This is a genomic window from Mycolicibacterium sp. MU0050 (genome assembly GCF_963378085.1).
GTDB lineage: Bacteria > Actinomycetota > Actinomycetes > Mycobacteriales > Mycobacteriaceae > Mycobacterium > Mycobacterium wendilense.
In genome coordinates this window covers 3,043,737-3,069,274 of the sequence record NZ_OY726395.1, presented here as the reverse complement: position 1 = coordinate 3,069,274, position 25,538 = coordinate 3,043,737, and the positions used below count along the sequence as shown (strand labels likewise).

Annotated in this window: 23 protein-coding genes; 15 read left to right on the top strand and 8 right to left on the bottom strand. The window is 70.2% G+C overall.

Going from position 1 to position 25,538, the window contains the following annotated elements:
* Nucleotides 1-9 precede the first annotated feature (9 nt).
* From R2K23_RS14475 to R2K23_RS14465, 3 genes are all read right to left on the bottom strand, one after another.
* Nucleotides 10-678, bottom strand: coding sequence for a fasciclin domain-containing protein (locus R2K23_RS14475; RefSeq protein WP_316510299.1), 669 nt, complete (start codon nucleotides 676-678; stop codon nucleotides 10-12).
* A 98-nt stretch (nucleotides 679-776) separates the two neighbouring features.
* Nucleotides 777-1,403 carry a TetR/AcrR family transcriptional regulator gene (locus tag R2K23_RS14470; RefSeq protein ID WP_316510298.1) on the bottom strand — a complete coding sequence of 209 codons (627 nt, stop codon included), beginning with the start codon at nucleotides 1,401-1,403 and terminating at the stop codon, nucleotides 777-779.
* Nucleotides 1,404-1,410: 7 nt separating this feature from the next.
* Entirely contained in the window at nucleotides 1,411-2,496 is a 1,086-nt protein-coding gene (locus tag R2K23_RS14465) for an oxygenase MpaB family protein (RefSeq protein WP_316510297.1), read from the bottom strand.
* Between the two features lie 114 nt (nucleotides 2,497-2,610).
* Here R2K23_RS14465 and dxr point away from each other — a divergent pair, with 114 nt between their 5' ends.
* The 6 genes from dxr (at nucleotide 2,611) to R2K23_RS14435 (ending at nucleotide 9,569) form a co-directional block, all read left to right on the top strand.
* On the top strand, nucleotides 2,611-3,786 hold the full coding sequence (gene dxr, locus R2K23_RS14460) for a 1-deoxy-D-xylulose-5-phosphate reductoisomerase (RefSeq protein ID WP_316510296.1): 1,176 nt from the start codon (nucleotides 2,611-2,613) through the stop codon (nucleotides 3,784-3,786).
* Complete coding sequence (locus R2K23_RS14455; RefSeq protein WP_316510294.1) at nucleotides 3,783-5,000, top strand: M50 family metallopeptidase; 1,218 nt, start codon at nucleotides 3,783-3,785, stop codon at nucleotides 4,998-5,000. The genes dxr and R2K23_RS14455 overlap by 4 nt, the downstream gene beginning before the upstream one ends.
* A 20-nt stretch (nucleotides 5,001-5,020) precedes the next feature.
* Nucleotides 5,021-6,175 (top strand): flavodoxin-dependent (E)-4-hydroxy-3-methylbut-2-enyl-diphosphate synthase, encoded by a 1,155-nt coding sequence (gene ispG, locus R2K23_RS14450; protein ID WP_316510293.1) that lies wholly within the window; start codon nucleotides 5,021-5,023, stop codon nucleotides 6,173-6,175.
* Nucleotides 6,176-6,221: 46 nt separating this feature from the next.
* Nucleotides 6,222-7,076 carry a GNAT family N-acetyltransferase gene (locus R2K23_RS14445; protein ID WP_316510292.1) on the top strand — a complete coding sequence of 285 codons (855 nt, stop codon included), beginning with the start codon at nucleotides 6,222-6,224 and terminating at the stop codon, nucleotides 7,074-7,076.
* 61 nt (nucleotides 7,077-7,137) lie between these two features.
* Nucleotides 7,138-8,952 carry a penicillin-binding transpeptidase domain-containing protein gene (locus R2K23_RS14440; RefSeq protein ID WP_396892039.1) on the top strand — a complete coding sequence of 605 codons (1,815 nt, stop codon included), beginning with the start codon at nucleotides 7,138-7,140 and terminating at the stop codon, nucleotides 8,950-8,952.
* Between the two features lie 29 nt (nucleotides 8,953-8,981).
* Nucleotides 8,982-9,569, top strand: coding sequence for a DUF1707 SHOCT-like domain-containing protein (locus R2K23_RS14435; protein ID WP_316510289.1), 588 nt, complete (start codon nucleotides 8,982-8,984; stop codon nucleotides 9,567-9,569).
* Between the two features lie 4 nt (nucleotides 9,570-9,573).
* Here the strand turns inward: R2K23_RS14435 and R2K23_RS14430 are convergent, their stop codons facing one another.
* Nucleotides 9,574-9,957 (bottom strand): PaaI family thioesterase, encoded by a 384-nt coding sequence (locus R2K23_RS14430; protein WP_316510288.1) that lies wholly within the window; start codon nucleotides 9,955-9,957, stop codon nucleotides 9,574-9,576.
* 87 nt (nucleotides 9,958-10,044) lie between these two features.
* On the opposite strand from R2K23_RS14430, the gene map reads away from it, so the two are divergent.
* The 3 genes from map (at nucleotide 10,045) to R2K23_RS14415 (ending at nucleotide 12,198) form a co-directional block, all read left to right on the top strand.
* A complete protein-coding gene (map, locus tag R2K23_RS14425; protein WP_316510287.1) occupies nucleotides 10,045-10,902 on the top strand; it encodes a type I methionyl aminopeptidase in 858 nt (285 codons plus the stop codon).
* Nucleotides 10,899-11,561: a hypothetical protein gene (locus R2K23_RS14420; RefSeq protein WP_316510286.1), complete on the top strand. Its 663-nt coding sequence runs from the start codon at nucleotides 10,899-10,901 to the stop codon at nucleotides 11,559-11,561. The genes map and R2K23_RS14420 overlap by 4 nt, the downstream gene beginning before the upstream one ends.
* 73 nt (nucleotides 11,562-11,634) lie before the next feature.
* Nucleotides 11,635-12,198: an alpha/beta fold hydrolase gene (locus R2K23_RS14415; protein WP_316510285.1), complete on the top strand. Its 564-nt coding sequence runs from the start codon at nucleotides 11,635-11,637 to the stop codon at nucleotides 12,196-12,198.
* A 7-nt stretch (nucleotides 12,199-12,205) separates the two neighbouring features.
* Here the strand turns inward: R2K23_RS14415 and ngg are convergent, their stop codons facing one another.
* On the bottom strand, nucleotides 12,206-13,981 hold the full coding sequence (gene ngg / locus R2K23_RS14410) for an N-acetylglutaminylglutamine synthetase (protein ID WP_316510284.1): 1,776 nt from the start codon (nucleotides 13,979-13,981) through the stop codon (nucleotides 12,206-12,208).
* Between the two features lie 2 nt (nucleotides 13,982-13,983).
* Nucleotides 13,984-15,798, bottom strand: a complete 1,815-nt coding sequence (locus R2K23_RS14405) for an N-acetylglutaminylglutamine amidotransferase (RefSeq protein ID WP_316510283.1) — start codon at nucleotides 15,796-15,798, stop codon at nucleotides 13,984-13,986.
* 254 nt (nucleotides 15,799-16,052) lie between these two features.
* Here R2K23_RS14405 and R2K23_RS14400 point away from each other — a divergent pair, with 254 nt between their 5' ends.
* Nucleotides 16,053-16,394: an ArsR/SmtB family transcription factor gene (locus R2K23_RS14400; protein ID WP_316510282.1), complete on the top strand. Its 342-nt coding sequence runs from the start codon at nucleotides 16,053-16,055 to the stop codon at nucleotides 16,392-16,394.
* Between the two features lie 18 nt (nucleotides 16,395-16,412).
* On the opposite strand, the gene mtr is transcribed toward R2K23_RS14400, so the two are convergent.
* Both mtr and R2K23_RS14390 read right to left on the bottom strand, forming a co-directional pair.
* On the bottom strand, nucleotides 16,413-17,828 hold the full coding sequence (gene mtr, locus R2K23_RS14395; protein WP_316510281.1) for a mycothione reductase: 1,416 nt from the start codon (nucleotides 17,826-17,828) through the stop codon (nucleotides 16,413-16,415).
* 1 nt (nucleotide 17,829) lies between these two features.
* The gene (locus R2K23_RS14390) at nucleotides 17,830-18,846 is read right to left on the bottom strand and encodes an alpha/beta hydrolase (RefSeq protein WP_316510280.1); all 1,017 of its coding nucleotides are present in this window, start codon (nucleotides 18,844-18,846) and stop codon (nucleotides 17,830-17,832) included.
* A 154-nt stretch (nucleotides 18,847-19,000) separates the two neighbouring features.
* Here R2K23_RS14390 and mqo point away from each other — a divergent pair, with 154 nt between their 5' ends.
* The 5 genes from mqo to cobA are packed head-to-tail and all read left to right on the top strand — an operon-like array spanning nucleotide 19,001 to nucleotide 25,476.
* Nucleotides 19,001-20,527 carry a malate dehydrogenase (quinone) gene (gene mqo / locus R2K23_RS14385; RefSeq protein WP_316510279.1) on the top strand — a complete coding sequence of 509 codons (1,527 nt, stop codon included), beginning with the start codon at nucleotides 19,001-19,003 and terminating at the stop codon, nucleotides 20,525-20,527.
* A complete protein-coding gene (locus R2K23_RS14380; RefSeq protein ID WP_316510278.1) occupies nucleotides 20,524-21,009 on the top strand; it encodes a GNAT family N-acetyltransferase in 486 nt (161 codons plus the stop codon). The genes mqo and R2K23_RS14380 overlap by 4 nt, the downstream gene beginning before the upstream one ends.
* A complete protein-coding gene (locus R2K23_RS14375; RefSeq protein WP_316510277.1) occupies nucleotides 21,006-22,865 on the top strand; it encodes a VWA domain-containing protein in 1,860 nt (619 codons plus the stop codon). The genes R2K23_RS14380 and R2K23_RS14375 overlap by 4 nt, the downstream gene beginning before the upstream one ends.
* A 5-nt stretch (nucleotides 22,866-22,870) precedes the next feature.
* Nucleotides 22,871-24,256, top strand: a complete 1,386-nt coding sequence (locus R2K23_RS14370; RefSeq protein WP_316510276.1) for a cobyrinate a,c-diamide synthase — start codon at nucleotides 22,871-22,873, stop codon at nucleotides 24,254-24,256.
* Entirely contained in the window at nucleotides 24,253-25,476 is a 1,224-nt protein-coding gene (cobA, locus tag R2K23_RS14365; RefSeq protein ID WP_316510275.1) for a uroporphyrinogen-III C-methyltransferase, read from the top strand. Before R2K23_RS14370 ends, cobA begins: the two co-directional genes overlap by 4 nt.
* Nucleotides 25,477-25,538: the final 62 nt, after the last annotated feature.

Below are 25,538 nucleotides of genomic sequence, written 5' to 3'. Positions count from 1 at the left end.
GCTACCCGATCAGGCGGCCGGCGGCATCAGGACGGTGTCGATCATGTAGACGGTGGCATTGGCCGTCTGCACGCCGCCGCACACCAGTCCGGCATCGTTGACCATGGTCGCGTCACCGTCACCGGTCACCGTGACCGTGGCGCCCTGCACGGTCGCGTGCTCACCGACGACCTGCTCCGGCGCGGCCTGACCGGGCACCACGTGGTAGGTCAGGATGGACGTCAGCAACTCCGCGTCGGTCTTCAGCGTGTCGATGGTGGCGGGATCGAGCTTGGCGAAAGCGTCGTCGGTCGGGGCGAAGACCGTGAACTCACCGCCGTCGAGCGTCTCGACCAGGTTGACCTCGGGGTTCAACTGCCCCGACAGGGCGGAGGTCAGCGTGGTCAACAGCGGGTTGTTCGACGCCGCGACGGTCACCGGATCCATCGCCATGCCGGCCACCGACCCCGGACCGCTGGGCACCTGTTCGGCGTAGGCGGCGCAGCCGCTGCCCACGAGATTGCTTGCCGGCGCGGCGGTTTCGGTGGAGACCGTGGTCATCATCGCCGAGGTGGTCGCCCGGTCCGCGGTGACGGCCTCGGCATTGGTGTCGGCGGTGTCACTCGAACACGAGGCGACCCCGAGGGCAACCAGGGAGGCGAAGCCGAGGGTGACCGTCTTGAGCTGGATGGATTTCATGGTGCGGACTCCTTTGTCGTCGGTGGTGCACTTCACCCAGCCATTCGGAGCCCGTGCCGCCGCGGATTGGTCCGCGGCGGATTCGCGTCACAAATGCGTCATTTCGCCCGCAGGGCGCGGTACGCGGCGCGGCCGACCACGTCGGCCAGCTCGTCGGGCTCCCAGCCGGAACCCGGATCCAGCATGGTGCGCGCCGAGGTGTCGCACATCCCGAGGAACAGTTCGGTCAGCACCGGCAGTACGCGGTCGATGTCGGCGACCTGCCAGCGTTCCAGCAACGGCCGCATGACCGTCGCGGTGTGCTCGGTGAGTTGTCGTCGGCCCCGCGAGATCGCCTCGGCCAGTACCGGATCCGGGTCCCGGGCGAAGATGATCCGCCAGGAGGCGGGCCGCTCGCGGACGTCGCCGAGCAGCGAGCGGAACCCGTCGATGAACAGCTGTTCCACCGATCCGGTCTTCAGCGGCGGCAGGATCGAGGTGAGCCGGCTCAGCGCGATGTCGGACTCGCGTTCGAGCAGCGCCGCCAGCACCTCGCCGCGGCCGGGATAGCAGTCGTAAACCACCGGCCGGCTGACGCCGAGTTTGGCGGCGATGGTGCCCATCGTGACCTCCGCCAGTCCCCGTTCGGCGGCGATCTTCAGCGCGGCGTCGAGCACCTGCGGCCGGCGCCGCTGCGGGCCGAGGTGTTCGGCCCGCACCCGGTCCCCGGTGCCTCTGGCACTCACGTGACGCTCACCCGACGGTGCCCAGGATCGCTTGGGACTCGATGATGCCCTCGTCGCTGGGGGCCTGCTGGGCGCCGAACACCCGGTGACGTTGCCGGGCCCGCAGTTCCCGATGCGCATCGCGCGGATTGTCGTAGCCGAGGCGCGCTTGGGCGGCGCGCGGTGTGGTGGTGACCGGAGCGACCGCGGGCACCTTCTTCAGCACACGGGCCGCGACGGGGACGGTGGTGGGGGACAGCAGTTGCAGCAGGGCCAACTGCAAACGGGTGTTGAGGCTCACCGTCGCGAAGCCCAACCGCAGCGGCAACCACGCCAGCGTGTCGAGCAGCGGGGAGGTGGGCAGGCCCGCCATCTCGCGCATCCATCGCGGCATGGTGGCCAGCGTGCCACGCCGCAGCAGCGCGGTGACGACCCAGGTCGCCGGACGCAGCGCTCGCGGCATCTCCGGGAGCATCACCTCGGCCTGCAACAGGTGGTTCATGGCCTGCCGGGCGATGTCGGAGCCGATCAGTTGGGGCCGCATGCGCTCGAAGTAGGCCTGCACGCCGTCGCGGGTGCGGGGAACGTCGGCGGGGTCGCAGGTCTGCAGTTCGGCGGCCACGGCGCACTCGGCCCAGTACCGCTGCTCGTCGGCCTCGGAGAGTCGGCCGGGTCCGTACCGCTCGTAGGCCTTGAGGATGGAGTGCCAGGCGGTCAGGTGGATCCACAGCTGCGAATCGGGGTCGTTGGCGTCGTACTCGGTACCGGTGACGGGATCGGTGCCGACCGCCTTGGAATGGATCTTGACCAGCACGTCGGCGGCCTTGACGGTCGAGGCGCTGTCGTCGAAGGCCACCATCGCGAAGTAGCGCAGGGTGCGGTCGTAGCGGGTCCGCGGCCGGTTGTAGATCTCGTGCGTCTTGTCGACCGCGGCGACCAGGGCGGGGTCGAGTTCCTCCACCACCACGGCACGCTGAAAACCGATGGTCAACGACGTCGGGTAGCTCCAGACTCGCCACGTCACCGAATCGGGGCCGAAGAACCCGTAGTCCTCGGCAGGGGTGAGGTCCGGGGCCGTCGTGAGCCCGGTGATCCAGTCCCGAAATGTGTTCATGAACGCCAGTTTCCTACAACACGTCGGATTTTCCAACACTTTGTCGGAAATTGCCGATGCGGCTTCTGCTCCCGGCAGGCGGCACAATGGTTTCGTGACAGATGAGTGGGCGCCGTGACCGGTGCGCGCCTCAAGGTCCTGATCCTCGGCAGTACCGGGTCGATCGGCACCCAGGCGTTGGACGTGATCGCCGCGAACCCGGACCGGTTCGAGGTCGTCGGCCTGGCGGCCGGCGGCGGCAATGTGGATCTGCTCGCGGCCCAACGCGCGCAGACCGGGGTGACGAACGTCGCGGTGGCCGACGAGGATGCCGCGCGGCGCCTCGGCGACGTGCCGTACGCGGGCCCCGAGGCGGCGACCCGCATCGTCGAAGAGACCGCCGCGACCACCGGAGTGGACGTGGTCCTCAATGGGCTGGTGGGGGCGCTGGGGCTGAAGCCGACGTTGGCCGCCCTGAACTGCGGCGCCCGGTTGGCCCTGGCCAACAAGGAATCGCTGGTGGCCGGCGGGCCGCTGGTGCTCGCCGCCGCGGCCCCCGGCCAGATCGTCCCGGTCGACTCCGAACACTCCGCGCTCGCCCAGTGCCTGCGCTCGGGTAGCGCGGGGGAGGTCGCGAAGCTGGTGCTGACCGCGTCCGGCGGGCCGTTTCGCGGGTGGTCGGCCGCGGACCTCGAATCCGTCACCCCCGAGCAGGCCGGCGCCCATCCCACCTGGTCGATGGGGCCGATGAACACGCTGAACTCCGCGACGCTGGTCAACAAGGGCCTGGAACTGATCGAGACCCACCTGCTGTTCGGCGTCGACTACGACGACATCGACGTGGTGGTGCACCCGCAGTCGATCGTGCACTCCATGGTCACCTTCACCGACGGGTCGACCATCGCCCAGGCCAGCCCGCCCGACATGAAGCTGCCCATCTCGCTGGCACTGGGCTGGCCCGACCGGGTCGCCGGATCGGCCGCCGCCTGCGACTTCGCCACGGCCTCCACCTGGGAATTCGAGCCGCTGGACAACACCGTCTTCCCGGCGGTCGACCTGGCGCGGCACGCCGGCAAGGCCGGCGGTTGCATGACCGCGGTGTACAACGCGGCCAACGAGGAGGCCGCCGCCGCGTTCCTGGCCGGCCGCGCCGGCTTCGGGGCCATCGTGCGAACCGTCGGTGACGTGCTGGCGGCTTCCGATCAATGGGCGGCGTCACCCGCTACCGTTGACGACGTACTTGACGCGCAGCGATGGGCCCGGGAGCGTGCCCGAGTTTCGCTCTCACAGGAGGTTTCGCCCGCACGATGATGTACGCGATCGGCGTCGCGCTGTTCGCCCTGGCCATTCTGGTCTCGGTGGCGCTGCATGAATGTGGCCACATGTGGGTGGCGCGCGCCACCGGGATGAAGGTGCGGCGGTACTTCGTCGGCTTCGGACCCACCCTGTGGTCGACCACCAGGCCCAACAAGCTCGGCGAGACCGAGTACGGCGTCAAGGCCGTCCCGCTGGGCGGCTTCTGCGACATCGCCGGGATGACCGCCGTCGACGAGATCGACCCCGCCGACGAGAGCTACGCGATGTACAAGCAGAAGGTGTGGAAGCGGGTCGCGGTGTTGTTCGCCGGCCCCGGCATGAACTTCGCCCTGGGTCTGGTGATCATCTACGTGATCGCGCTCGTCTGGGGGCTGCCCAACCTCAGCCAGCCCACCACCGCGGTGGTCGGCCAAACCGTCTGTGTCGCACCGCAGATCAGCCCGCAGGAGATGGGGGAGTGCTCCGGGCCGGGACCGGCGGAACTGGCCGGGATCCAGGCCGGTGACGAGGTGCTGAAGGTGGGCGGCACCGAGGTCGGCACCTTCCCGGAGATGGCCGAGGTCATCCGGGGACTCAACGGCCCGGTGCCCATCGAGCTCAAGCGCGACGGGCAGATCATCGAGACCGTGGTCGACGTCACCCCCACGCAGCGCTACACCAGCGCCGACGCGCAGGAGCTGAGCACCGTCGGGGCGATCGGCGTCAGCGCGCTCGAACCCGAGCCGTTCACCCAGTACAACGTGTTGACCGCGGTCCCCGGGACCGTCGCGTTCACCGGCGAACTGGCGGTGCACCTGGGCCGGGCGCTGATCAACATCCCCACCAAGGTGGGAGCGCTGGTGGAGGCCATCGGCGGCGCCGAACGCGACCAGGAGACGCCGATCAGCGTGGTGGGCGCCTCCCGGATCGGCGGCGAGACCGTCGAGCACGGCGTCTGGATGGCGTTCTGGTTCTTCCTGGCCCAACTCAACTTCGTGCTGGGGGTCATCAACCTGGTGCCGCTGCTGCCGTTTGACGGCGGGCACATCGCGGTGGCCACCTACGAGAAGATCCGTGACATGATCCGCAAGGCCCGCGGCAAGGTTGCCGCAGGTCCGGTCAACTATCTCAAGCTCATGCCGGCCACCTACGTAGTCTTGATAGTGGTGTCCGGGTACATGTTGCTGACCGTCACCGCCGACGTCATCAACCCGATCACCCTGTTTTAGCCAGAAGAAGGGGACGCTTCATGTCCATCGGTTTGGGGATGCCTGCGCCGCCTGCACCTGTGCTGGCGCCCCGACGCAAAACCCGGCAGTTCATGGTCCGCGACGTCGGCGTGGGCAGTGCGCACCCGATCTCGGTGCAATCCATGTGCACCACCAAGACCCATGACATCAACAGCACGCTGCAGCAGATCGCCGAGCTGACCGCCGCGGGCTGCGACATCGTCCGGGTGGCCTGCCCTCGGCAGGAGGACGCCGACGCGTTGCCGGCGATCGCTCAGAAGTCGAAGATCCCGGTGATCGCCGACATCCACTTCCAGCCGAAGTACATCTTCGCCGCCATCGACGCGGGCTGCGCGGCGGTGCGCGTGAACCCGGGCAACATCAAGGAGTTCGACGGCCGGGTGGGCGAGGTGGCCAAGGCCGCCGGAGCCGCGGGCATCCCGATCCGCATCGGCGTCAACGCGGGCTCCCTGGACAAGCGCTTCCTGGAGAAGTACGGCAAGGCCACACCGGAGGCGCTCGTCGAGTCGGCGTTGTGGGAGGCCTCGTTGTTCGAGGAACACGGCTTCGGCGACATCAAGATCAGCGTGAAGCACAACGACCCGGTGGTCATGGTCGAGGCCTACGAGCAACTCGCGGCGCAGTGCGATTACCCCTTGCACCTCGGGGTCACCGAGGCCGGCCCGGCGTTCCAGGGCACCATCAAGTCCGCCGTGGCCTTCGGCGCGTTGTTGTCCCGCGGCATCGGCGACACCATCCGGGTCTCGCTCTCGGCGCCGCCGGTCGAAGAGGTCAAGGTCGGTAACCAGATCCTCGAATCGCTCAACCTGCGGCCCCGCGGCCTGGAGATCGTGTCCTGCCCGTCGTGCGGGCGCGCGCAGGTGGACGTGTACACGTTGGCCAACGAGGTCACCGCCGGGCTCGAGGGCCTGGACGTGCCGCTGCGGGTGGCCGTGATGGGCTGCGTCGTCAACGGTCCCGGCGAGGCGCGCGAGGCGGACCTCGGCGTGGCGTCGGGCAACGGCAAGGGGCAGATCTTCGTCAAGGGCGAGGTCATCAAGACCGTGCCGGAGGCGAAGATCGTCGAGACCCTGATCGAGGAGGCGCTGCGGCTCGCCGAACTCGGCGGTGAGGCGGGAAGTCCCAGCGGTCCGCCGGTGGTCACCGTAAGCTGATAGCGGTGCGGCCTGTCGGAGGGCCGCAGTCGTAGGAAGAGTGCCAATGTCGGCTCCGCCGCTCTTTCGCCTGGTCGACGAACGACAGGTGTCGGTGGTTCGTGACGCCGCCGCCGTGCGCCGGGTGCTCGACGCCGACCCGGTGGCCTCCTGCATGGTGGCCGCCCGCGTCGCCGACTACGGTGTCGACCCGACTGCGATCGGCGGCGAACTGTGGACCCGTAGGCACGCCGAGGAGTCGCTGTGCTTCGCCGGCGCCAATCTGATTCCCTTGCGCGGCAGCGCCGATGACATGCAGGCGTTCGCCGAGAAGGCCATGAGCTCGGCGCGGCGCTGTTCGTCGCTGGTGGGGCCGGCCGAGTTGGTGTTGCCGATGTGGCAGCGCCTCGACGGTGCCTGGGGGCCGGCGCGCGACGTGCGCGAACAGCAGCCGCTGATGGCGTTGCGCACCGCGCCGAGCACGCCGACCGATCCCGCGGTGCGGCGGGTCCGCCTCGACGAACTCGACGCGTACCTGGTGGCCGCCATCGACATGTTCATCGGTGAGGTCGGCATCGACCCCCGCGTCGGGGACGGCGGCCGCGCCTACCGGCGGCGGATCGCGAGCCTGATCGCCGCGGGCCGGGCCTGGGCGCGGTTCGAACACGGCGAGGTGATCTTCAAGGCGGAGGTCGGTTCGCAATCGCCGAGTGTCGGCCAGATCCAGGGCGTCTGGGTCCACCCGGATCGGCGCGGCCACGGCCTGGGCTCGGCGGGCACGGCGACGCTGGGCGCCGCGGTGGTGGCCGGCGGGCGGATCGCCAGCCTGTACGTCAACAGCTTCAACACCGTGGCTCGCGCGGCGTATGAGCGGGTGGGTTTCGAGCAGGTCGGCACGTTCGCGACGGTCTTGCTCGACTGAGGGCCTCCGACCCGGTGTCGCTACCGGGTGAACCGTGACCCCGGATCTAACATCAGTCCCAATGGTCACAATTAGATCAACAGCAACACGGATGCTGGCGATTGCCGCGGCCGCTCTGCTCGTGACGGCGCTGCCATCGTGCACACCGCGGCCCGACGGCCCGGCGCCGGCCGCCGAGGCGTTCTTCGCCAAGCTGGCCGTCGGCGACACCAGTGGCGCCGCCGACCTGGCCGACCGCCCCGAGGAGGCGCGCGCGGCACTCAACGCCGCGTGGTCGGGTCTGCAGGCCACCGGGCTGGACGCGCAGGTGCTCGGATCGCGTTTCACCGAGGACACCGGCGCGGTGAACTATCGCTATACCTGGCACCTGCCCAAGGGCCGGACCTGGACCTACGACGGTGAGCTGAACCTGGTCCGCAACGAGGGCAAGTGGGAAGTCCGTTGGACCGCAACGGGTTTGCATCCGCGGCTGGGAGAGAACCAGTCCCTGGAACTGCGCGCGGACCCGCCGCGGCGGGCCTCGGTCAACGAGGTCGGCGGCACCGACGTCCTGGTGCCGGGCAACAAGTACCGCTACGCCATCGACGCCCGGGAGGCCGGCGTCTCGCTGATGCCGACCGCGCGTGCCGTGGCGGACACCTTGCGGCCGTTCAACGACACCCTGGACCCGCAGCGGTTGGCCGAACGCGCCAGCGCGCTGGGCACGCCCCTGCAGCTGGCCACGCTGAGCCGCGACGACCACGACCGGGTGGCGCCCGCGATCGCGCAGCTGCCCGGTGTCGTGGTGACGCCGCTGGCCGATCTGCTGCCCACCGACCCGACGTTCGCCCCCGCGATCGTCAACGAGATCAAGAAGACGGTGATCGGCGATCTCGACGGCGAAGCCGGCTGGCGCGTGGTCAGCGTCAACCAGAACGGGGTCGACGTCGGCGTGCTCAACGAGGTGCCCGCCGAACCGGCGCCGTCGGTGTCGATCACGCTGGATCGCGCGGTGCAGAACGCCGCGCAGCACGCGGTGAACGCCCAGGGCCGCAAGGCGATGATGGTGGTGATCCGCCCGTCGACCGGCGACATTCTGGCGGTGGCCCAGAACGCCGCGGCCGACCAGGACGGGCCGACTGCGACCATGGGCATGTATCCGCCCGGGTCGACGTTCAAGATCGTCACCGCCGGCGCGGCGATCGAGCGTGACATGGCCACGCCGAACACCCTGCTGGGCTGCCCGGGCACCATCGACATCGGGCACCGCACCGTCCCGAACTACAACCGGTTCGACCTCGGGACCGTGCCGCTGTCCAAGGCGTTCGCCAACTCGTGCAACACCACGTTCGCCGAGCTGGCCAGCCGGATGCCGCCGCGGGCGCTGACGCAGGCGGCGGCCCAGTTCGGCATCGGCCCGGACTACATGATCGACGGCATCATGACGGTCTCCGGGTCGGTGCCCCCGACGGTCGATCTGGCCGAACGCACCGAGGACGGCTTCGGCCAGGGCAAGGTGCTGGCCAGCCCGTTCGGCATGGCGATGGCCGCGGCGACGGTCGCGGCCGGTGCCGCGCCGGTGCCGCGGCTGATCCTCGGGCGCGAAACCGAGATCATCGGCGAGCGCCCGCCGGTGGGGCCCGAGCAACTCGAGGGACTGCGGTCGATGATGCGGATGGTCGTCACCAACGGCACCGCCAAGGAGCTCAACGGATACGGCGACGTCCGCGGGAAGACCGGCGAGGCCGAGTTCGAGGGCGGTTCGCACGCTTGGTTCGCCGGTTATCGAGGGGACATGGCCTTCGCGGCCCTGATCGTCGGTGGCGGCAGCTCGGAGTACGCGGTGCGGATGACCAAGCAGATGTTCGACAGCATGCCCGACGGTTACCTGACCTGACCGGCCGCACCCGTAAACTGGGTGCCGACATGTCCGAAATCGATCATCAGCCGGCCCCGATGCGCATCTCCGATGCGGACCGCAACGGCACCCTGCGCCGGTTGCACAACGCCGTGGCGCTCGGCTTGATCGACATCGAGGAATTCGAGGAGCGCTCCGCGCAGGTGTCGGTGGCCCGGCTCCGTACCGAACTCGACGTCCTGGTCGACGACCTGCCCGGGCCCGGGGCCATCGTGACCTCGGCCACCGACCGGGTCGAACTGCGCGGCGTGATGGGCTCGCTCAAGCGGCACGGCGAATGGGCGGTGCCCACCCGACTGGCGCTGGTCCGCCGGATGGGCACGGTCAACCTGGATCTCACCCGGGCCCGGTTCGCCGGCCCCATCGTCGTCATCGAGCTCGACCTGAAGTTCAGCTCGCTGGACCTGCGCCTGCCCGAGGGCGCCAGCGCGTCGATCGACGACGTCGAGGTCATCGTCGGCAGCGCGAACGACTACCGCACTGACGCCCCCGGCGAGGGACGGCCGCACGTCGTGCTCAGCGGCAAGGTGGTGTGGGGCTCGGTGGACATCCGCGGCCCCCGCACCCGCTGGCGCATGCGGCGCGGCAAGCGCTGAGCGCTCAGCGTTTGTCGAGCACCGCGAAGCTCAGCGTGGCCCGGGCGGCCAGCCGGTCGCGGGCCACGTCGGTGACGTCGACGGCGGTGACGATCAACCGTCGTCCCGCCCGCACGATGGTGGCTTCGGCCCGCGCGGGTCCCTCGACCACCGGCGCCAGATAGTGAATGGTCAGGTCGGCGGTGGTGACGTCCTGCGCGGCGCCGACGTGCCGGCCCGCGAGCACCCCGGCGGCGATGTCGATCAGGGTGGCGATCAGCCCGCCCTGCAGGGCCCCGCGGATGTTGGTCAGATCCGGCCGATTGTCCAGCTCCATCACCACGCGCTCGTCGGTTTCCACCACGTTGCGGTAGTTCAGCAGTTCGAGCAGGTGCACGGTCTCGGTCACGCGCTCACGTTAGCAGCGTTCTCGTAAACGGAGATTGCGACTCTCGCGTGTGGGCGGTCCGGCCGTCACCCGACTACCCTGCTGGGTATGCCTGTTCGTGCTGCTCTCCGTGCCGGCGAGGTCTCGCCGACCCTGCCGGTGCCCAAGTCGATCCCACGCCCGGAGTACGCGTGGCAGCCGACGGTGCGCGAGGGCAGCGAACCCTGGGTGCAGACCCCCGAGGTGATCGAGAAGATGCGCGCCGCCGGAAAGATCGCCGCCGGAGCGCTCGAGGAGGCCGGCAAGGCGGTGGCCCCGGGCGTGACCACCGACCAGCTGGACCGGATCGCCCACGAGTACATGCTCGACCACGGCGCCTACCCGTCCACGCTGGGCTACAAGGGCTTTCCGAAGTCGTGCTGCACCTCGCTGAACGAGGTCATCTGCCACGGCATCCCGGACTCGACGGTCATCGAGGACGGCGACATCGTCAACATCGACGTCACCGCCTACCGGGACGGTGTGCACGGCGACACCAACGCCACCTTCTTGGCCGGCGACGTCGCCGAGGAGCATCGCCTGCTGGTGGAGCGCACCCGGGAGGCCACCATGCGGGCGATCAAGGCGGTCAAACCCGGCCGCCAGCTGTCGATCGTCGGGCGCGTCATCGAGGCCTACGCGAATCGGTTCGGTTACAACGTGGTTCGGGACTTCACCGGCCACGGCATCGGCACCACGTTCCACAACGGGCTGGTGGTCCTGCACTACGACCAGCCGTCGGTGCAGACCGTGCTGGAGCCCGGTATGACGTTCACCATCGAGCCGATGATCAACCTCGGCTCGCTGGACTACGAGATCTGGGACGACGGCTGGACCGTCGTGACCAAGGATCGCAAGTGGACCGCTCAGTTCGAGCACACGCTGGTGGTCACCGACGACGGCGCCGAAATCCTCACCCTGCCGTGAACCGCCTGCCGGTGCTGCTGGTGGCGCTGCTGGTGTCCGCCTGCGCGCCGGTGCTCGACGGCACCCCGACCTGGCCGGGCGCCACGCTGGACCGGGCCGTGCTGACCGAGGCGGATTTCCCCGCCGGCGTGCGGTACTCCCGGCTCGTCGAAGACCCGGGCCGCGCCGACGGGGCGGATGCACCGCCGTCGATGGCCACCATGCCGCCGGGCTGCTCGGACGGCCTGACCAAGGTGATCGCGGACTCCGCCGAGCGGGGCCCGGGCAGCGCCGCGAAATACGACGCCGTCTACGACGGAGCCCGCATCGCGATGACGGTGTTGTCCTGGCCGCTGGATTTGCCGGCGTTGGAACGGACCGCCGACCGCTGCGCCACCTTCGAGGTGTTCTTCGACGAATCCTCGCCCGGGATCCCGATGACCACCACCCGGATGCCGGTCGCCGACGAGGACGGGGCCGACGCGCTGGTTTATCAGCAGACGATGACGCTCGGCGGCGAGCGCAGCAGCGTCTACATGGCCTTCGCCAACGTCGGATCGATGGCCACCTTCGGCCTGGTGACCGGAGAGCCCAACAGCGACATCGCCGTGAAAGCGTCACTGCCACAGACTTTTCTGGACGTGGTCGGCTTGCAGATCGACCGGCTGCGCGGCCTCTGACCCGGCGCTTCGCCAAGAGCTGAAGCCGACAAAAACGGCGCCGGGTGCCGGGGCCGCCCTGTACGGTGACCGAATGCCTCCGACCACGATGACCGTCGACGGCTTCCCGATCCCGGTCGATGTGTCAGGCCCGGAGACGGGGCCGGTGGTGGTCCTGCTCGGCGCCGCACAACAGGCGACCGCGGCCTACGACGGGGTGTGCCAGCGGCTGCACAACGCCACCCTGCGCACCGTGGTCATCGGACCGGACCCGCGGCTGCGCCCCGACTCGGTGCTCGGCATCCTCGACTGGCTCGAGGTGCCGTGGGCGGTGCTGGTCGGCGACCGCAACGGGGCCGATCTGGCCTGGGATCTGGCCGCGCGCCGCATCGACCGGTTCACCGCGCTCGTGGTCGTCGACCGTGGGCATCCGCGCGCCGCCGACGCCGCGGGCCAGATCCGGGACGCCGACTGCCCGCCGGTGGAGATCAACACCACCGCGCTGGTGAGCTCGGCGGCGACGCGTGCCGTGGCGGTGGCCAGCCAGCAGTTCGTGTTCGGCGACTTCCGGGTGGTCGACATGCTCGGCCGGCGCAACGCCGCCGAGTCGACCGCCCAGCTGGCCGGCGAGATCGTCCTGCGCACCAGCACCTGGTGACTGCGGCCTACTGGGGAACGGTCGCCGCGGTCCAGGCTTGGGGGAGTCCCGGCTGCCCGGGGAACAGGAAATCGACGAAGGCCGCCGCGGTCGGCTGCGGCTCGTGGTTGGCCAGCCCGGGACGTTCGTTGGCCTCGACGAACACGTACTCGGCGCGGGTGACGTCCGGCACCAGCAGGTCGATTCCCGTCACCGGGATGCCGAGGGCCTCGGCGGCGGTGACCGCGACCCGGCACAGTTCCGGATTCACCTGATCGGTGACGTCGTGAATTGTCCCGCCCTGGTGCAGGTTTGCCATCCGGCGCACCCGCAGATGGGTGCCCTCGGGCAGGATGTCGTCGAAGGACCAGCCGGCCTCGGCGACCGTGTCCGCGGTGATCGCGTCCATCGGGATGCGGGACTCGCCGCCGGTGGCCGCCGCGCGCCGCCGGCTCTGCGCCTCGATGAGTTCGGCCACGGTGTGGGTCCCGGTGCCGGTGATCTCGGCCGGCTTGCGCAGGGCCGCGGCCACCACCTTGCCGTCGATGACCACCAGCCGCAGGTCGTCGCCGTTGGCGCGCTGCTCGATGAGCACCTCGGGATGCTGCTCCCGGGCCCGGCTCAGCGCCGCGTCCAGCGCCTCGGAGCTGCTGATGCCCACGGTGATGCCCTTGCCCTGTTCGCCGCGGGTGGGCTTGACCACCACGTCGCCGACCTCGGCCAAGAAGGCGTGGTCGGCCTCGTCGAAGGTGGCCAGCCGGCCACGCGGCACGACGACGCCGGCCTCGCTGACGATGCGGCGGGTCAGCCGCTTGTCGTCGCAGCGGCTCATGGCCACCGCGGAGGTGAACTCCGACAGCGATTCGCGGGTGATGACGCTGCGGCCGCCGTGGGTCAGCCGCATCTCCCCGGTCTCGGCGTCGAGCACCTCGACACGGATGCCGCGGCGCATCGCCTCGTCGGCGATGATGCGGGCGTACGGGTTGAGGTCGTCGACGGTCTCGGGGATGGGCGTGAACAACGGCTCGTTGATCGCGTTCTTGCGCTTGACGGCCAGCACCGGCACGCGGGTGAACCCCAACTTCTCGTACAGTGCGATCGCGGCCGAATTGTCGTGGGCCACCGAGAGATCCATGTAGGCGCGGCCACGTTCCCGGAACAGCGACGCCAGGGCCTCGGTGAGCGCGGCGCCGATACCGGGCAGGCCCGCGGTGGGGTCGACCGCCAGGGTCCACAGGCTCGAGCCGTCCTCCGGGTCGGCGAACAACCGCCGGTGGTCCACCCCGGTGACGGTGCCGACGATCACGCCGTCGTCGCGCACCGCCACGAGGTAATCGACCGCCTCGGCGTTGCGGTGGTTGTCCCAGATCACCTCGGTGGGGGCCGGCACCATGCCGCACCGCACGAACACGCGGTTGATCTCGTCGGCCTCTTCGAGTGCCTGCAGCGTCCGGACGGTGAACCCGTGGTGGGTCCGGGGCTCCGGCGCGGTCTCGGAGAACCGCAGGCGGTAGGTGTGGCTGGGATCGATGAACAATTCGTTGGGCGCCCGGGAGATCAGCACGTGTGACTCGCGAGCGTAGATGCAGATGTCGCGGCGGCCGGGCCGCTCGTGGGCCAGGGTGTCGGCGAGCACGACGGGGTCGGCGAAGGTCTGACCGAAGATCAGCCGGCCCCAACCCAATTCGAGGACCACGTCGGAGGCCATCGCGTCGACCAGGTGCTGCGGCGAGACGTCGTGCAGTCCCAGCGTGATCGGCTCGCGGGCGGGGTCGCCGGGCGTGGAGTGCTCGACGGCGTTCATCGTCACGCCGCCGGCCCGCCGATGCCGTGGCGCTGCAGCCAGAGTTCGAGCAGCGCGATCTGCCACAATTCGTTGCCGCGCAGCGGCGTCAGGCGGCCATTGGGGTCGGCGAGCAGGCGGTCGACGGCCTCCGGGGCGAACAGGCCGCGCTCCTTGGCGGCCGGGGCGTAGAGCGCGTCGCGCACCATGTCCAGGTACGGCCCCTCGAGGTGGGTCAGCGCAGGCACCGGGAAGTAACCCTTGGGGCGGTCGATCACCTCGGCGGGGATCACTTGCCGCGCAGCCTGTTTCAGCACGCCCTTGCCGTCGTGGGCGGTCTTGAGCTCCGGTGGGCAGGCCGCGGCCAGTTCCACCAGTTCGTGGTCGAGGAAGGGCACGCGGCCTTCCAATCCCCACGCCATGGTCATGTTGTCGACCCGCTTGACGGGGTCGTCCACGAGCATCACCGTGGTGTCCAGGCGCAGCGCGCGGTCGACGCCGGTTTCCGCGCCGGCGTGGGCGAAGTGCTCGGTGACGAAGCGGCCGCTGGGATCGTCGGCGGCGACCACGTCGCCGGGGGTCCCGGCCACCAGTCGGTCCATGGCCGCCTGGTCGCGGTCGAAGAACGCGCCGCGGTAGCTGGCCACCGCACCGTCGAGAGTTGCCGCCGACGCGTCGGCCATCGGGGGGTACCAGTGATAACCGGCGAACACCTCGTCGGCGCCCTGACCGGACTGCACCACCTTCACGTGCTTGGCCACTTCCTGGCTCAGCAGATAGAACGCCACGCAGTCGTGGCTGACCATGGGCTCGCTCATCGCGCCGATGGCGCCGTCGAGGGCGGGGAGCATGCGCTGGGTGTCGATCCGGATCTGGTGGTGATCGGTGCGGAATCGCTCGGCGATGATGTCGGACCACTTGAATTCGTCACCGGCCACCCCGCCGACGGATTCGAAGCCGATGGAGAACGTCTGCAGGCCGGTCTGCCCGGCCTCGGCCAGCAGTCCCACGATCAGGCTGGAATCCACGCCGCCCGACAGCAGGCAGCCGACCGGTACGTCGGCGACCAGCCGCCGCTCCACGGCCCGGCGCAGTGAGTCCAGAACGGCGTCTTCCCAGTCCTTTTCGGTCCAGTCGGAGCGGTCGGCGTGCCGGGTGAAGTCCGGGGTCCAGTAGGTGGAGGTGGAGCGGGTGCCGTCCGGTTCGATGGCCAGCAGCGTTGCCGGCGGCACCTTGCTCACCCCGCGCAGGATGGTCAGCGGCGGCGGCACCACCGAGTGGAAGCTCAGGTAGTGGTGCAGCGCGACCGGGTCGATTCGGGTGTCGACGCCGCCGCCGGCCAGCAGGGCCGGCAACGAGGAGGCGAACCGCAGGCGACGGGGGTCCTCGGTGATGTACAGCGGCTTGATCCCGAGGCGGTCCCGGCCCAGCAGCACGCGCCCGCTGTCGCGCTCGACGATGGCGAAGGCGAACATGCCGAACAGTCGCTCGACGAACCGGTCGCCCCAGTGGTGGTAGGCCTTGATCAGCACCTCGGTGTCGCTGTGCGAGAAGAAGCGGTAGCCGACGGAGATCAACTCGTCGCGCAACTGCTTGTAGTTGTAGATGCAGCCGTTCCAGGCGATGGCCAGGCCCAGGTCGGAGTCGACCATCGGCTGGCCGCCGGCCTCGGAGAGATCGATGATCTTGAGGCGTCGATGCCCCAGCGCCACCCGGCCCTGGGACCACACACCCGCGCCGTCGGGACCGCGGGGCACCATCACCGCAGCCATGGCGGCCACGGCCGCCACATCAGGTGTCCTGCCGTCGAGTCTGACCTCACCGGTCGCGCCACACATCGGTTTCGACCCTACCCCGATCCGTTTGATCTCCAGTTTTTGCGTACGCTCACCAGCCGCTTGAGGCCACTGATGCCGATGGTGTTACCCGCGAATGGACAGTTCTAACCCGGGGCCGAGGCGACGCTCATCACATCCGGTGCCGGCGCGCACGACGAGCAGCCGTTCTGCCTCGGGGTGGTCGAGGCCGCGCGGGCCCGGGTGCGCGAAGGGGTGTGAGCTTCGGAGGAGCCTGGATTAGGCTGGTCAGGACCATGGAGCACGAGCACGAGCACGACCCCGGACCGCCGCAGGTGTTGCTGGCGACGTCGGCGTTGGCGGATGTGGACATTCCCGGCTGGACCCAGCGCTTCGACCTGCTGTCGGACCCCGGCCGGCTGGAGATCCTGTTGGGCCTGCACCGGGCGCCCGGCATCTGTGTGGGTGATCTGGCCAGCGCGCTGAACCGTTCGGAGAACGCGGTCTCCCAGGCGCTGCGCCTGCTGCGTCAGCAGGGCTGGGTGTCCTCGACCCGGATCGGTCGGCAGGTCAGCTACCGGCTGGAGGATGCCACGGTGCACGACCTGCTGCACTGGATCGGCGCAGCGCACGCCTGAACCGGGACCGGGTGCCGGTCAGTGGCGTTTCGGCGCCGGCCACGTCGGCTCGCCGCACAACGCCAGCAGCGCGTTCTCGACGACTTCGGGCAACGCCGGGTGGATCCAGTACTGACCGCGGGCCATCTCCTGGCCGCCCAGCCCGAAGGTCATCGCCTGGATCAGCGGCTGGATCAGCGTCGAGGCCTGGTGGCCCATCAGATGCGCGCCCAGGATCTGCCCGGTGTCGGCCTGCACGATGATCTTGCACACCCCGGTGCTGTCCTCCATGGCCCAGCCGTAGGCCACGTCGCCGTAGTCCTGGACCTTGACCTTGATGTCGATGCCCAGCGCTCGCGCCTCATTCTCGGTCAGGCCGACGTAGGCGATCTGCGGGTCGGTGAACACCGCCGACGGGACGTAGCGGTGATCGGCGGCGGCCAACGCGTCGGTGTCGTCCCAGTCCTGCAGCAGGTTGTGCCGTACCACCCGGGCCTCCAGGTTGGCCACGTGCTTGAGCTGATAGTCCGAGGACACGTCACCCAACGCGAAAACGCCGCGCGCCGTGGTGCGTTGGAAGTCGTCGACCACCACCTGGCCGGTCTCGGTGACCTCCACGCCGGCCAGGTCTGCATCGAGCAGGTCCCCGTTGGGACGCCGCCCGGTGGCCACCAGCACGACGTCGGCGCGCAGTGTCGAGCCGTCGTCGAGTTCCAGGGTGGTACCCGTGTCGTCGGTGCGCCCGCCGGTGACGGTGCGGCCGAACAGCACCTCCCACTTGCGGGAGGCGATGTCGGTGAACCGCTCGCCGATGTCGTCGTCGCAGTGCGACAGCAGGGTGGCGCCGCGCAACACCACCGTCACGCGGGATCCCAACGCGGAGAAGACATGTGCGAATTCCGCGGCGATGAAACCGCCGCCGATGATCACCAGGTGCTCGGGCACCTCCGGGATCCGCATGATGGTGTCGCTGGTGTGCCACGCGATGTCGCTGGCCGCGATCGCCGGCGGGATCACCGCGCGGGCGCCGGCGGCGATCACCACCTGATCGGAGGTGAATTCGGCGCCGGACTCGGTGCGCAGCAGGTGGCGGCCGTCGGGGCGGGTGCGGCCGAACCGGGTGTGACCGTCGAAGACCGTGACGTTGGGGGAGGACCGCCGATAACGCTCGCCGCCCAGGGCGATCGGGTCGATGCGACCGAACACCCGCGAGACGATGTCGCGCCAACGCACGCCCTCGATGCGCGCGTCCACCCCGAAGCGGGCACTGTCGCGGATGGTCGCGGCCACCTCGGCGGCATAGACGAACATCTTCGTCGGGATGCAGCCCACATTCAGGCAGGTGCCGCCGAAGGTGTCCTGCTCGCAGATCGCGATCCGCTTCGACTCGTAGCGTTCGTCGATGATGCTGTTGCCCGAGCCGGTGCCGATGATGGTCAGATCGAAGTGGTCCACGTCAGCCCTGTCTGCTTCGTTCGGATAAGTCGGGGAACTGCGCGCCCAGGTAGCGGTCCAGCCACCGGTCGAGTTCGGCGTAGGCCACGGCGCGCGGCGCCGGCAACGACAGGAACACGTCGTGCTTGGCGTCGGGGATCGGCGCGACGGTGGTGTGGTTGCCGACGCACCCGGCCCACCGGGCGATCTGGCGGACGTCGAGGACCGCGTCCCCGCGCTGCATCGCGTCGGGGTCGTCGCGCGACTCCGTCACCGAGTGGTCCGAGCGCAGGATCAGGTTGGGCACACCCACGTCCAGCCCGCGGTGCAGGCGGGCGTGCCCGCGCCGCACCGCATTGATCCAGCCGAGCGTGACGGGGAAGCCGCCCAGCGGCTTCCAGTCCAGGTTGTAGTCGAACTCGCCGTGATGATCGCGGTGCAGCGTGGCGCCGTACCCGCCCTCGGTCGGTTTACGGATGACGCGGGTCTTGCGCAGCCGGGCCAACGCCCGCAGCGCCGCGGACGTGGGGGCCGCCCGCAGGATCGACGGTCCGTGCAGATCGAAGAACGGGCTGTTGAGCACCAGCCCGCCGACGCCCAGCGCGGCGGTGCGGTCCCGCGCGGCGAGCCGGTCGAGCCACAACGTCAGGATCAGCCCGCCGGCGGAGTGTCCGGTCAGGCACACCTGCGCTCCGTCGGTCTCGGCCGCGATGATCGCCAACGCGCGTTCGAGCTCCCGGTCGTAGCGAGCCAGGTCGGTGGTGAAGTGCGGGGTCTGGCCGGGCCGCCAGGAGCGACCGCATTTATGCAGGTCGAGTGCGTAATAGGCGAAACCTCGGGCCGCGAATCGGTCCGCGGCCTCGGTGTTGAAGAAGTAGTCGGTGTACCCGTGTACCCCGAGCACCGCGTGCCGGGCCGGCGCGGCGGGGCCGCGGCGGATCAGGGTCGCGACCAGGTCGCCCTCACCGTCGGGATCGGCGCCGAGTTCCACCGTGTGTTGGTGGTAGCCAGGCAGGACGTCGGCCTCCCATACCGTCACGGATTCACCTTAGCGGCGGGAACTGTCTGGAAGATCACCTGACTCGCCCGATTAAGCAGGGGGGCGGCGGGCTAACCTGAGACCCAAGACAGCAGACCGGGACGCGCAAGTACCTCGGTCGAACGACGGCACGAGCGCGAAGGATCGACATCCGGTGTCAGACGCCAATGTAACCAAGACCGACGTTGTGCTGGTGGGCTCCGGCATCATGAGTGCCACGCTGGGAGCTTTGCTACGACTCGTCGAGCCGGACTGGTCGATCACCCTGATCGAGCGGTTGGACGGCGCCGCGGCCGAGAGCAGCGACCCCTGGAACAACGCCGGTACCGGTCATTCTGCGTTGTGCGAACTGAACTACACCCCGGAGCGCGCCGACGGCTCCATCGACATCACCAAGGCCGTCACCGTCAACGAGCAGTTCCAGGTGTCGCGCCAATTCTGGGCGCACGCCATCGAAAAGGGCGTGCTCGCCGACGCCCGCAGCTTCATCAACGCCATCCCGCACGTGAGCTTCGTGCAGGGCGAGGAGCGCATCGACTACCTGCGCCGGCGCCGCGAGGCGTTGGTGGACAACCCGCTGTTTGCCGGCATGGAGTTCATCGACACCCCCGACGAGTTCGCCCGGCGCCTGCCGTACATGGCCGCGGGCCGGGACTTCTCCGTGCCGGTGGCGCTGAACTGGGCCACCGACGGCACCGACATCGACTTCGGTTCGCTGTCCAAGCAACTCATCGGTTACGGCGTCACCAACGGCACCACCGCGCTGTTCGGCCACGAGGTCCGCAACCTGTCGAAACGCTCCGACGGGGGCTGGACGGTCAAGGTGCGCAACCGCCGCACCGGTGCCGACCGCAAGATCGAGGCCCGGTTCGTGTTCGTCGGCGCCGGCGGCGATGCGCTGCCGCTGCTGCAGAAGTCCGGTATCGCCGAGGCCAAGGGCTACGGCGGCTTCCCGGTGGGCGGGCAGTTCCTGCGCACCAACAACCCCGAGGTGACGGCCGGACACCAGGCGAAGGTCTACGGTTTCCCGCCGCTGGGCGCGCCACCGATGTCCGCCCCGCACCTGGACACCCGCTTCATCAACGGCAATCAGTGGCTGCTGTTCGGGCCGTTCGCCGGCTGGTCGCCCAAGTTCCTCAAGCAGGGCCACATCACCGACCTGCCGCTGTCGGTCAAGCCCGACAACCTCGCCGCCATGATCGGGGTCGGCCTCACCCAGATGAGCCTGGTGAACTATCTGCTCAGCCAGCTGCGGCTGTCGGAGGCCGACCGGGTCGACATGCTGCGTGACTTCGCGCCCACCGCGGTGGACTCCGACTGGGAGCTGTCGGTGGCCGGCCAGCGCGTCCAGGTGATCAAGCCGGCCAAGGGCAAGGGCGGCACGCTGGAGTTCGGCACCACGGTGCTCACCGCCGCCGACGGCAGCATCGCCGGCCTGCTCGGCGCCTCGCCCGGCGCGTCGACCGCCGTGCCCGCCATGCTCGAGGTCATGGAGCGCTGCTTCGCCGACCGGTACGCCGGGCCGTGGCAGAGCAAGCTCAAGGAGATGATCCCCTCGCTGGGCACTCCGCTGTCGAACAATCCTGCCCTGTTCGACGAGGTGTGGGCGTGGGGCACCAAGGTGCTGGGACTGGAATCCGATTCGGCCGCAAGAGATCCCGAGCCGGTGGCCTTGTCGTGACCGTGTTGCCGCGGCGGGTCTGGGCCAAGGATCTCGACGCGCCCACGCTCTACGAGTTGCTCAAGCTCCGCGTAGAGGTGTTCGTCGTCGAACAGGCCTGTCCCTACCCGGAACTCGACGGGCGCGACCTGCTCGCCGAGACGCGGCATTTCTGGCTCGAACAGACCGATGGCCCCGCACCGGGAACCGTCATCTGCAATCTGCGGCTGACCGAGGAACACGCGGGCGGCGAGAAGACCTTTCGGATCGGCCGCGTCTGCACCAAGCGGGAGGCCCGCGGGCAGGGTCACACCACCCGGTTGCTGCAGGCGGCCCTGGCCGAGGTCGGCGACCATCCGTGCCGGATCAACGCCCAGACGTACCTGCAGGGGCTCTATGCTGCGCATGGCTTCGTCCCCGACGGCGAGGAGTTCGTCGAGGACGGCATTCCGCACATCCCCATGCTGCGGGCGGGCACCCGCGGCGAGTCCGTCGGTTCGTGACGACGGCCGACACCCGAGGAGACCAGATCAACAACTCATTCCCGTTCAGCGCGATCGTCGGACACGACCAGCTGCGGCTGGCGCTGGTGTTGTGCGCGGTGCGCCCCGAGATCGGCGGCGTGCTGATCCGCGGCGAGAAGGGCACCGCCAAGTCGACCGCCGTGCGCGCGCTGGCCGACATCCTGGCCCAGATCGACGACGCCCGGCTGGTGGAGTTGCCCATCGGTGCCACCGAGGACCGCGTGGTCGGGTCGCTGGACCTGCAGAAGGTGCTGCGCGACGGTGAGCACGCCTTCTCGCCCGGGCTGCTGTCCCGGGCGCATCGCGGCGTGCTCTACGTCGACGAGGTCAACCTGCTGCACGACCATCTGGTGGACGTGCTGCTCGACGCCGCGGCGATGGGCCGCGTCCATGTCGAGCGCGACGGTGTATCCCATTCCTATGACGCGAGATTCGTCCTGATCGGCACGATGAATCCCGAGGAGGGCGAACTGCGCCCGCAGTTGCTGGACCGCTTCGGCCTGACCGTGGACGTGCGCGCCTCCCGCGACGTCGAGGTCCGCACCGAGGTCATCCGGGCCCGCCTGGCCTACGAGGCCGACCCGCAGGGCTTCGCCGAGCGGTTCGCCGCCGCCGACGCCGACGTCGCCCGCCGCATCGCCGCCGCGCGGGCCCGGGTTCCGGCGATCTCCCTGGAGGACGAGGACCTCCGCCGGATCGCCGGGCTGTGCGCGGCCTTCGACGTCGACGGGATGCGCGCGGATCTGGTGGTGGCGCGCACTGCGGTGGCGCACGCGGCCTGGCGGGGCGCGGACCGGGTGGAGGTGGACGACATCCGGGTGGCCGCCGAACTGGCGCTGCCGCACCGCCGCCGGCGCGATCCGTTCGACGACCCGGGCCTGGACCCCGGTGCGCTGGACGACGCGCTCGCCGACAGCGAGCCCGAACCGGACCCCGACCCCGACCCGCCCGGCGGCGGTCGACCCGAGTCCGCCGGCGACGCCGAAACGCCGCCGGCCCAAGGCGATTCACCGGTAGCCGGCGCGCCGCCCAGCAAGCCCAGCGCACCGCCGGCGCCGGTGTTCCGGACCCGCGCGCTTCGGGTGCCCGGCGTGGGGGAGGGCGCACCCGGTCGGCGTTCGACGGCGCGTAACCGCACCGGCGGCGTGGTCGGGGTCAGCCCGACCGCTGCCGGCGACGGACTGCATGTGTTCGCCACCATGCTGGCCGCCGCGGCCCGCTCGACCGGCCCGGGCCGGGTCCGACCCGCGGCCGACGATGTGCGTCAGGCGATTCGGGAGGGTCGCGAGGGCAACCTCGTCATCTTCGTCGTCGACGCGTCCGGGTCGATGGCCGCGCGCGACCGCATGTCGGCCGTCAGCGGCGCGGCCCTGTCGCTGCTGCGCGACGCCTACCAACGGCGGGACAAGGTCGCGGTGATCACCTTCCGGGGTGCGGAGGCCCGCGTGCTGCTGCCGCCGACTTCGTCGTCCCACATCGCCTCGCGGCGGCTGTCCAGGTTCGACACCGGCGGCAAGACCCCGCTGGCGCAGGGCCTGTTGCGCGCCGCCGAGATGGTCCGCCTGGAGAAGACCCGCGACCGCACCCGCCGGCCCCTGGTCGTCGTGCTGACCGACGGCCGCGCCACCGGGGGCCCGGACCCGTTGGGGCGCACCCGGATCGCCGCGGGCCGGTTGGTGGCCGAGGGCGCCTCGGCGGTGGTCGTCGACTGCGAGAACTCCTATGTGCGGCTGGGTTTGGCGGCCGAGTTGGCGACCGCCCTGGCCGCGCCGGTGCTACGACTCGAGCAGTTGCGCGCCGATACCCTGACCGACGTCGTCCGCGACGCCGCCTGACTCCCGTGTCGCATCCGGTTCGCACCGCGCCGGCGGTGGTGATTGCCGCCCCCGCCTCGGGTAGCGGAAAGACCACCGTGGCAACGGGATTGATGGCGGCGCTCAAGCGGGCCGGCCACCGGGTGGCGGGCTTCAAGGTGGGCCCAGATTTCATCGACCCGGGTTACCACGCGCTGGCCACCGGGCGGCCGGGACGCAACCTGGACCCGGTGCTGGTGTCGCCGGCCCAGATCGCGCCCCTGTACGCGCACGGGGTCACCGGGTGCGACGTCGCGGTGGTCGAGGGCGTGATGGGGCTGTTCGACGGCCGCATCGAGCCCGGGTCCATCGGCCCGGCAACGGGTTCCACCGCACAGGTCGCCGGATTGCTGGGGGCACCGGTGATCCTGGTGGTCGATGCCCGCGGCCAGAGCCACAGCATCGCGGCGTTGTTGCACGGCTTTTCCACGTTCGACCCCGGCACGCGGATGGCCGGCGTGATCCTCAACCGGGTCGGCAGCGCCCGCCACGAGCAGGTGCTGCGCCAGGCCTGCGACGCCGCCGGTGTCCCGGTCCTCGGCGCCATCCCGCGGGTGGCAGAGTTGGCCGTGCCGTCGCGGCACCTCGGGCTGATCACCGCGACCGAACACGGCGAGCGGGCCCGCGCCGCCGTAGCGGCGATGGCCGAGTTGGTCGGCCGGCACGTGGACGTTCCGTCGGTGCTGCGGGCCGCCGCCACCACGGTGCGCACCGAACCCTGGCGGGCCGCCGACGCGATCTGCGATCCCGTGGCGGGCAACCCCGTGGTGGCGGTGGCCGCCGGCCGCGCGTTCACCTTCTCCTACGCCGAGCACGCCGAACTGTTGCGGGCCGCCGGCGCCCACGTCGCCGAGTTCGATCCGCTCGTCGACGCGCTGCCGCCGGAGACCGCGGCCCTGGTGCTGCCGGGTGGCTTCCCCGAGCAGTACCCCGCCGAACTGTCCGCCAACGAACCGTTGCGCCGCGGCATCGCCGCGCTGGCCACCCGCGGGCCGATCTACGCCGAGTGCGCGGGGCTGACGTATCTGATGAGCGATCTCGACGGCCATGCGATGTGTGACGTACTCCACGGTTCGGCGCGGTTCACCGAACGCCTGACACTCGGGTACCGGGACGCGGTCGCGGCCGCGGATTCGGTGCTGCACGCCACCGGCGCGCGGGTCACCGGCCACGAATTCCACCGCACGACAGTCGAGTTCGCAGTCGAGTACCCGGCGGCGTGGATGTATCGCGGCTCGGACGGCGCCAGTGTGCGCGACGGCGCGGTGCACGGTGGAGTGCACGCGTCGTACCTGCACACCCATCCGGTCGCCGAGCCGGGCGCGACACGTCGATTCGTCGCGCATGCGGCAGCGTCTAAGCTCGGCGAGTGACCGATAACGCCTACCTCGTCGGCCTGCGACTCGCGGGCAAGAAGGTTGTAGTGGTGGGCGGCGGCACCGTGGCCCAGCGCCGCCTGGGGCTGCTCGTCTCGAGCGGCGCCGACGTCCACGTCATCGCCCGCGCCGCCACCCCGGCCGTCGAGGCGATGGCCGGCGCCACGGTGATCCTGCGGGACTACCGCGACGGCGACCTCGCCGGCGCCTGGTACGTCATCGCCGCCACCGACGACCCGGAGGTCAACGCCGCCGTCGTCGCGGAGGCCGAGCGCCGACAGATCTTCTGCGTCCGGGCCGACATCGCCCGCGAGGGGACGGCCCTGACTCCCGCCACCTTCGAGTACGACGGCCTGGCCGTCGGGGTGCTCGCCGGCGGCGAGCACCGCCGCTCGGCGGCGATCCGCACCGCCATCCGCGAGGCGTTGCAGGCCGGGGTCATCGGCGAGGCCCACGACCCGGAGGGGCCGACGGCACGCAAGGGCACGGTCGCCCTGGTGGGCGGCGGCCCCGGGGATCCCGAACTGGTCACCGTGCGCGGACGGCGGCTGCTCTCCCATGCCGACGTGGTGGTGGCCGACCGGTTGGCGCCGGCGGAGTTGCTCGCCGAACTGCCGGCCCACGTGGAGGTGATCGACGCCGCGAAGATCCCGTACGGCCGGGCGATGGCCCAGGACGCCATCAACGAGCTGCTGATCAGCCGGGCCCGGGCCGGCAACTTCGTGGTGCGGTTCAAGGGCGGGGACCCGTTCGTCTTCGCGCGCGGGTATGAGGAAGTCATCGCCTGCACCGAGGCTGGGATCCCGGTCACAGTGGTTCCGGGGGTCACGAGCGCCATCGGAGTGCCCGCGATGGCCGGGGTGCCGGTCACCCACCGCGGCGTCAACCACGAGTTTGTGGTGGTCAGCGGCCATCTGGCGCCGGATCACCCCGAGTCGCTGGTGAACTGGCCGGCGCTGGCGGCGATGTCCGGGACGATCGTGCTGCTGATGGGCGTCGAACGGATCGAACTGTTCGCCGAGGCGTTGCTGAGCGGGGGACGGGCCGCGGACACGCCGGTGATCGCGATCCAGCACGGCACCACCTCGGCCGAGCGGGTGGTCCGCGCCCGGCTGGACAAGATCGCGGAAACTCTTCGGGCGGAAGCCATCCGGCCGCCGGCCATCATCGTGATCGGGCAGGTCGTCGGAGTTCCGGACGGTTCGCACACCGCCTGACGGAGGTCTCGGTTCGGTGTCACCCTCGACGACCGAGCTTAAACAACTCTTAATATTACTGT

Bases quoted from the DNA above. Each gene is read 5' to 3' on its own strand.
- R2K23_RS14475 (WP_316510299.1), bottom strand. From the start codon at position 678: ATGAAATCCATCCAGCTCAAGACGGTCACCCTCGGCTTCGCCTCCCTG.
- R2K23_RS14465 (WP_316510297.1), bottom strand. From the start codon at position 2,496: ATGAACACATTTCGGGACTGGATCACCGGGCTCACGACGGCCCCGGAC.
- R2K23_RS14455 (WP_316510294.1), top strand. From the start codon at position 3,783: ATGATGTACGCGATCGGCGTCGCGCTGTTCGCCCTGGCCATTCTGGTC.
- ispG (WP_316510293.1), top strand. From the start codon at position 5,021: ATGTCCATCGGTTTGGGGATGCCTGCGCCGCCTGCACCTGTGCTGGCG.
- R2K23_RS14445 (WP_316510292.1), top strand. From the start codon at position 6,222: ATGTCGGCTCCGCCGCTCTTTCGCCTGGTCGACGAACGACAGGTGTCG.
- R2K23_RS14440 (WP_396892039.1), top strand. From the start codon at position 7,138: ATGGTCACAATTAGATCAACAGCAACACGGATGCTGGCGATTGCCGCG.
- R2K23_RS14435 (WP_316510289.1), top strand. From the start codon at position 8,982: ATGTCCGAAATCGATCATCAGCCGGCCCCGATGCGCATCTCCGATGCG.
- map (WP_316510287.1), top strand. From the start codon at position 10,045: ATGCCTGTTCGTGCTGCTCTCCGTGCCGGCGAGGTCTCGCCGACCCTG.
- R2K23_RS14415 (WP_316510285.1), top strand. From the start codon at position 11,635: ATGCCTCCGACCACGATGACCGTCGACGGCTTCCCGATCCCGGTCGAT.
- ngg (WP_316510284.1), bottom strand. From the start codon at position 13,981: ATGAACGCCGTCGAGCACTCCACGCCCGGCGACCCCGCCCGCGAGCCG.
- R2K23_RS14405 (WP_316510283.1), bottom strand. From the start codon at position 15,798: ATGTGTGGCGCGACCGGTGAGGTCAGACTCGACGGCAGGACACCTGAT.
- R2K23_RS14400 (WP_316510282.1), top strand. From the start codon at position 16,053: ATGGAGCACGAGCACGAGCACGACCCCGGACCGCCGCAGGTGTTGCTG.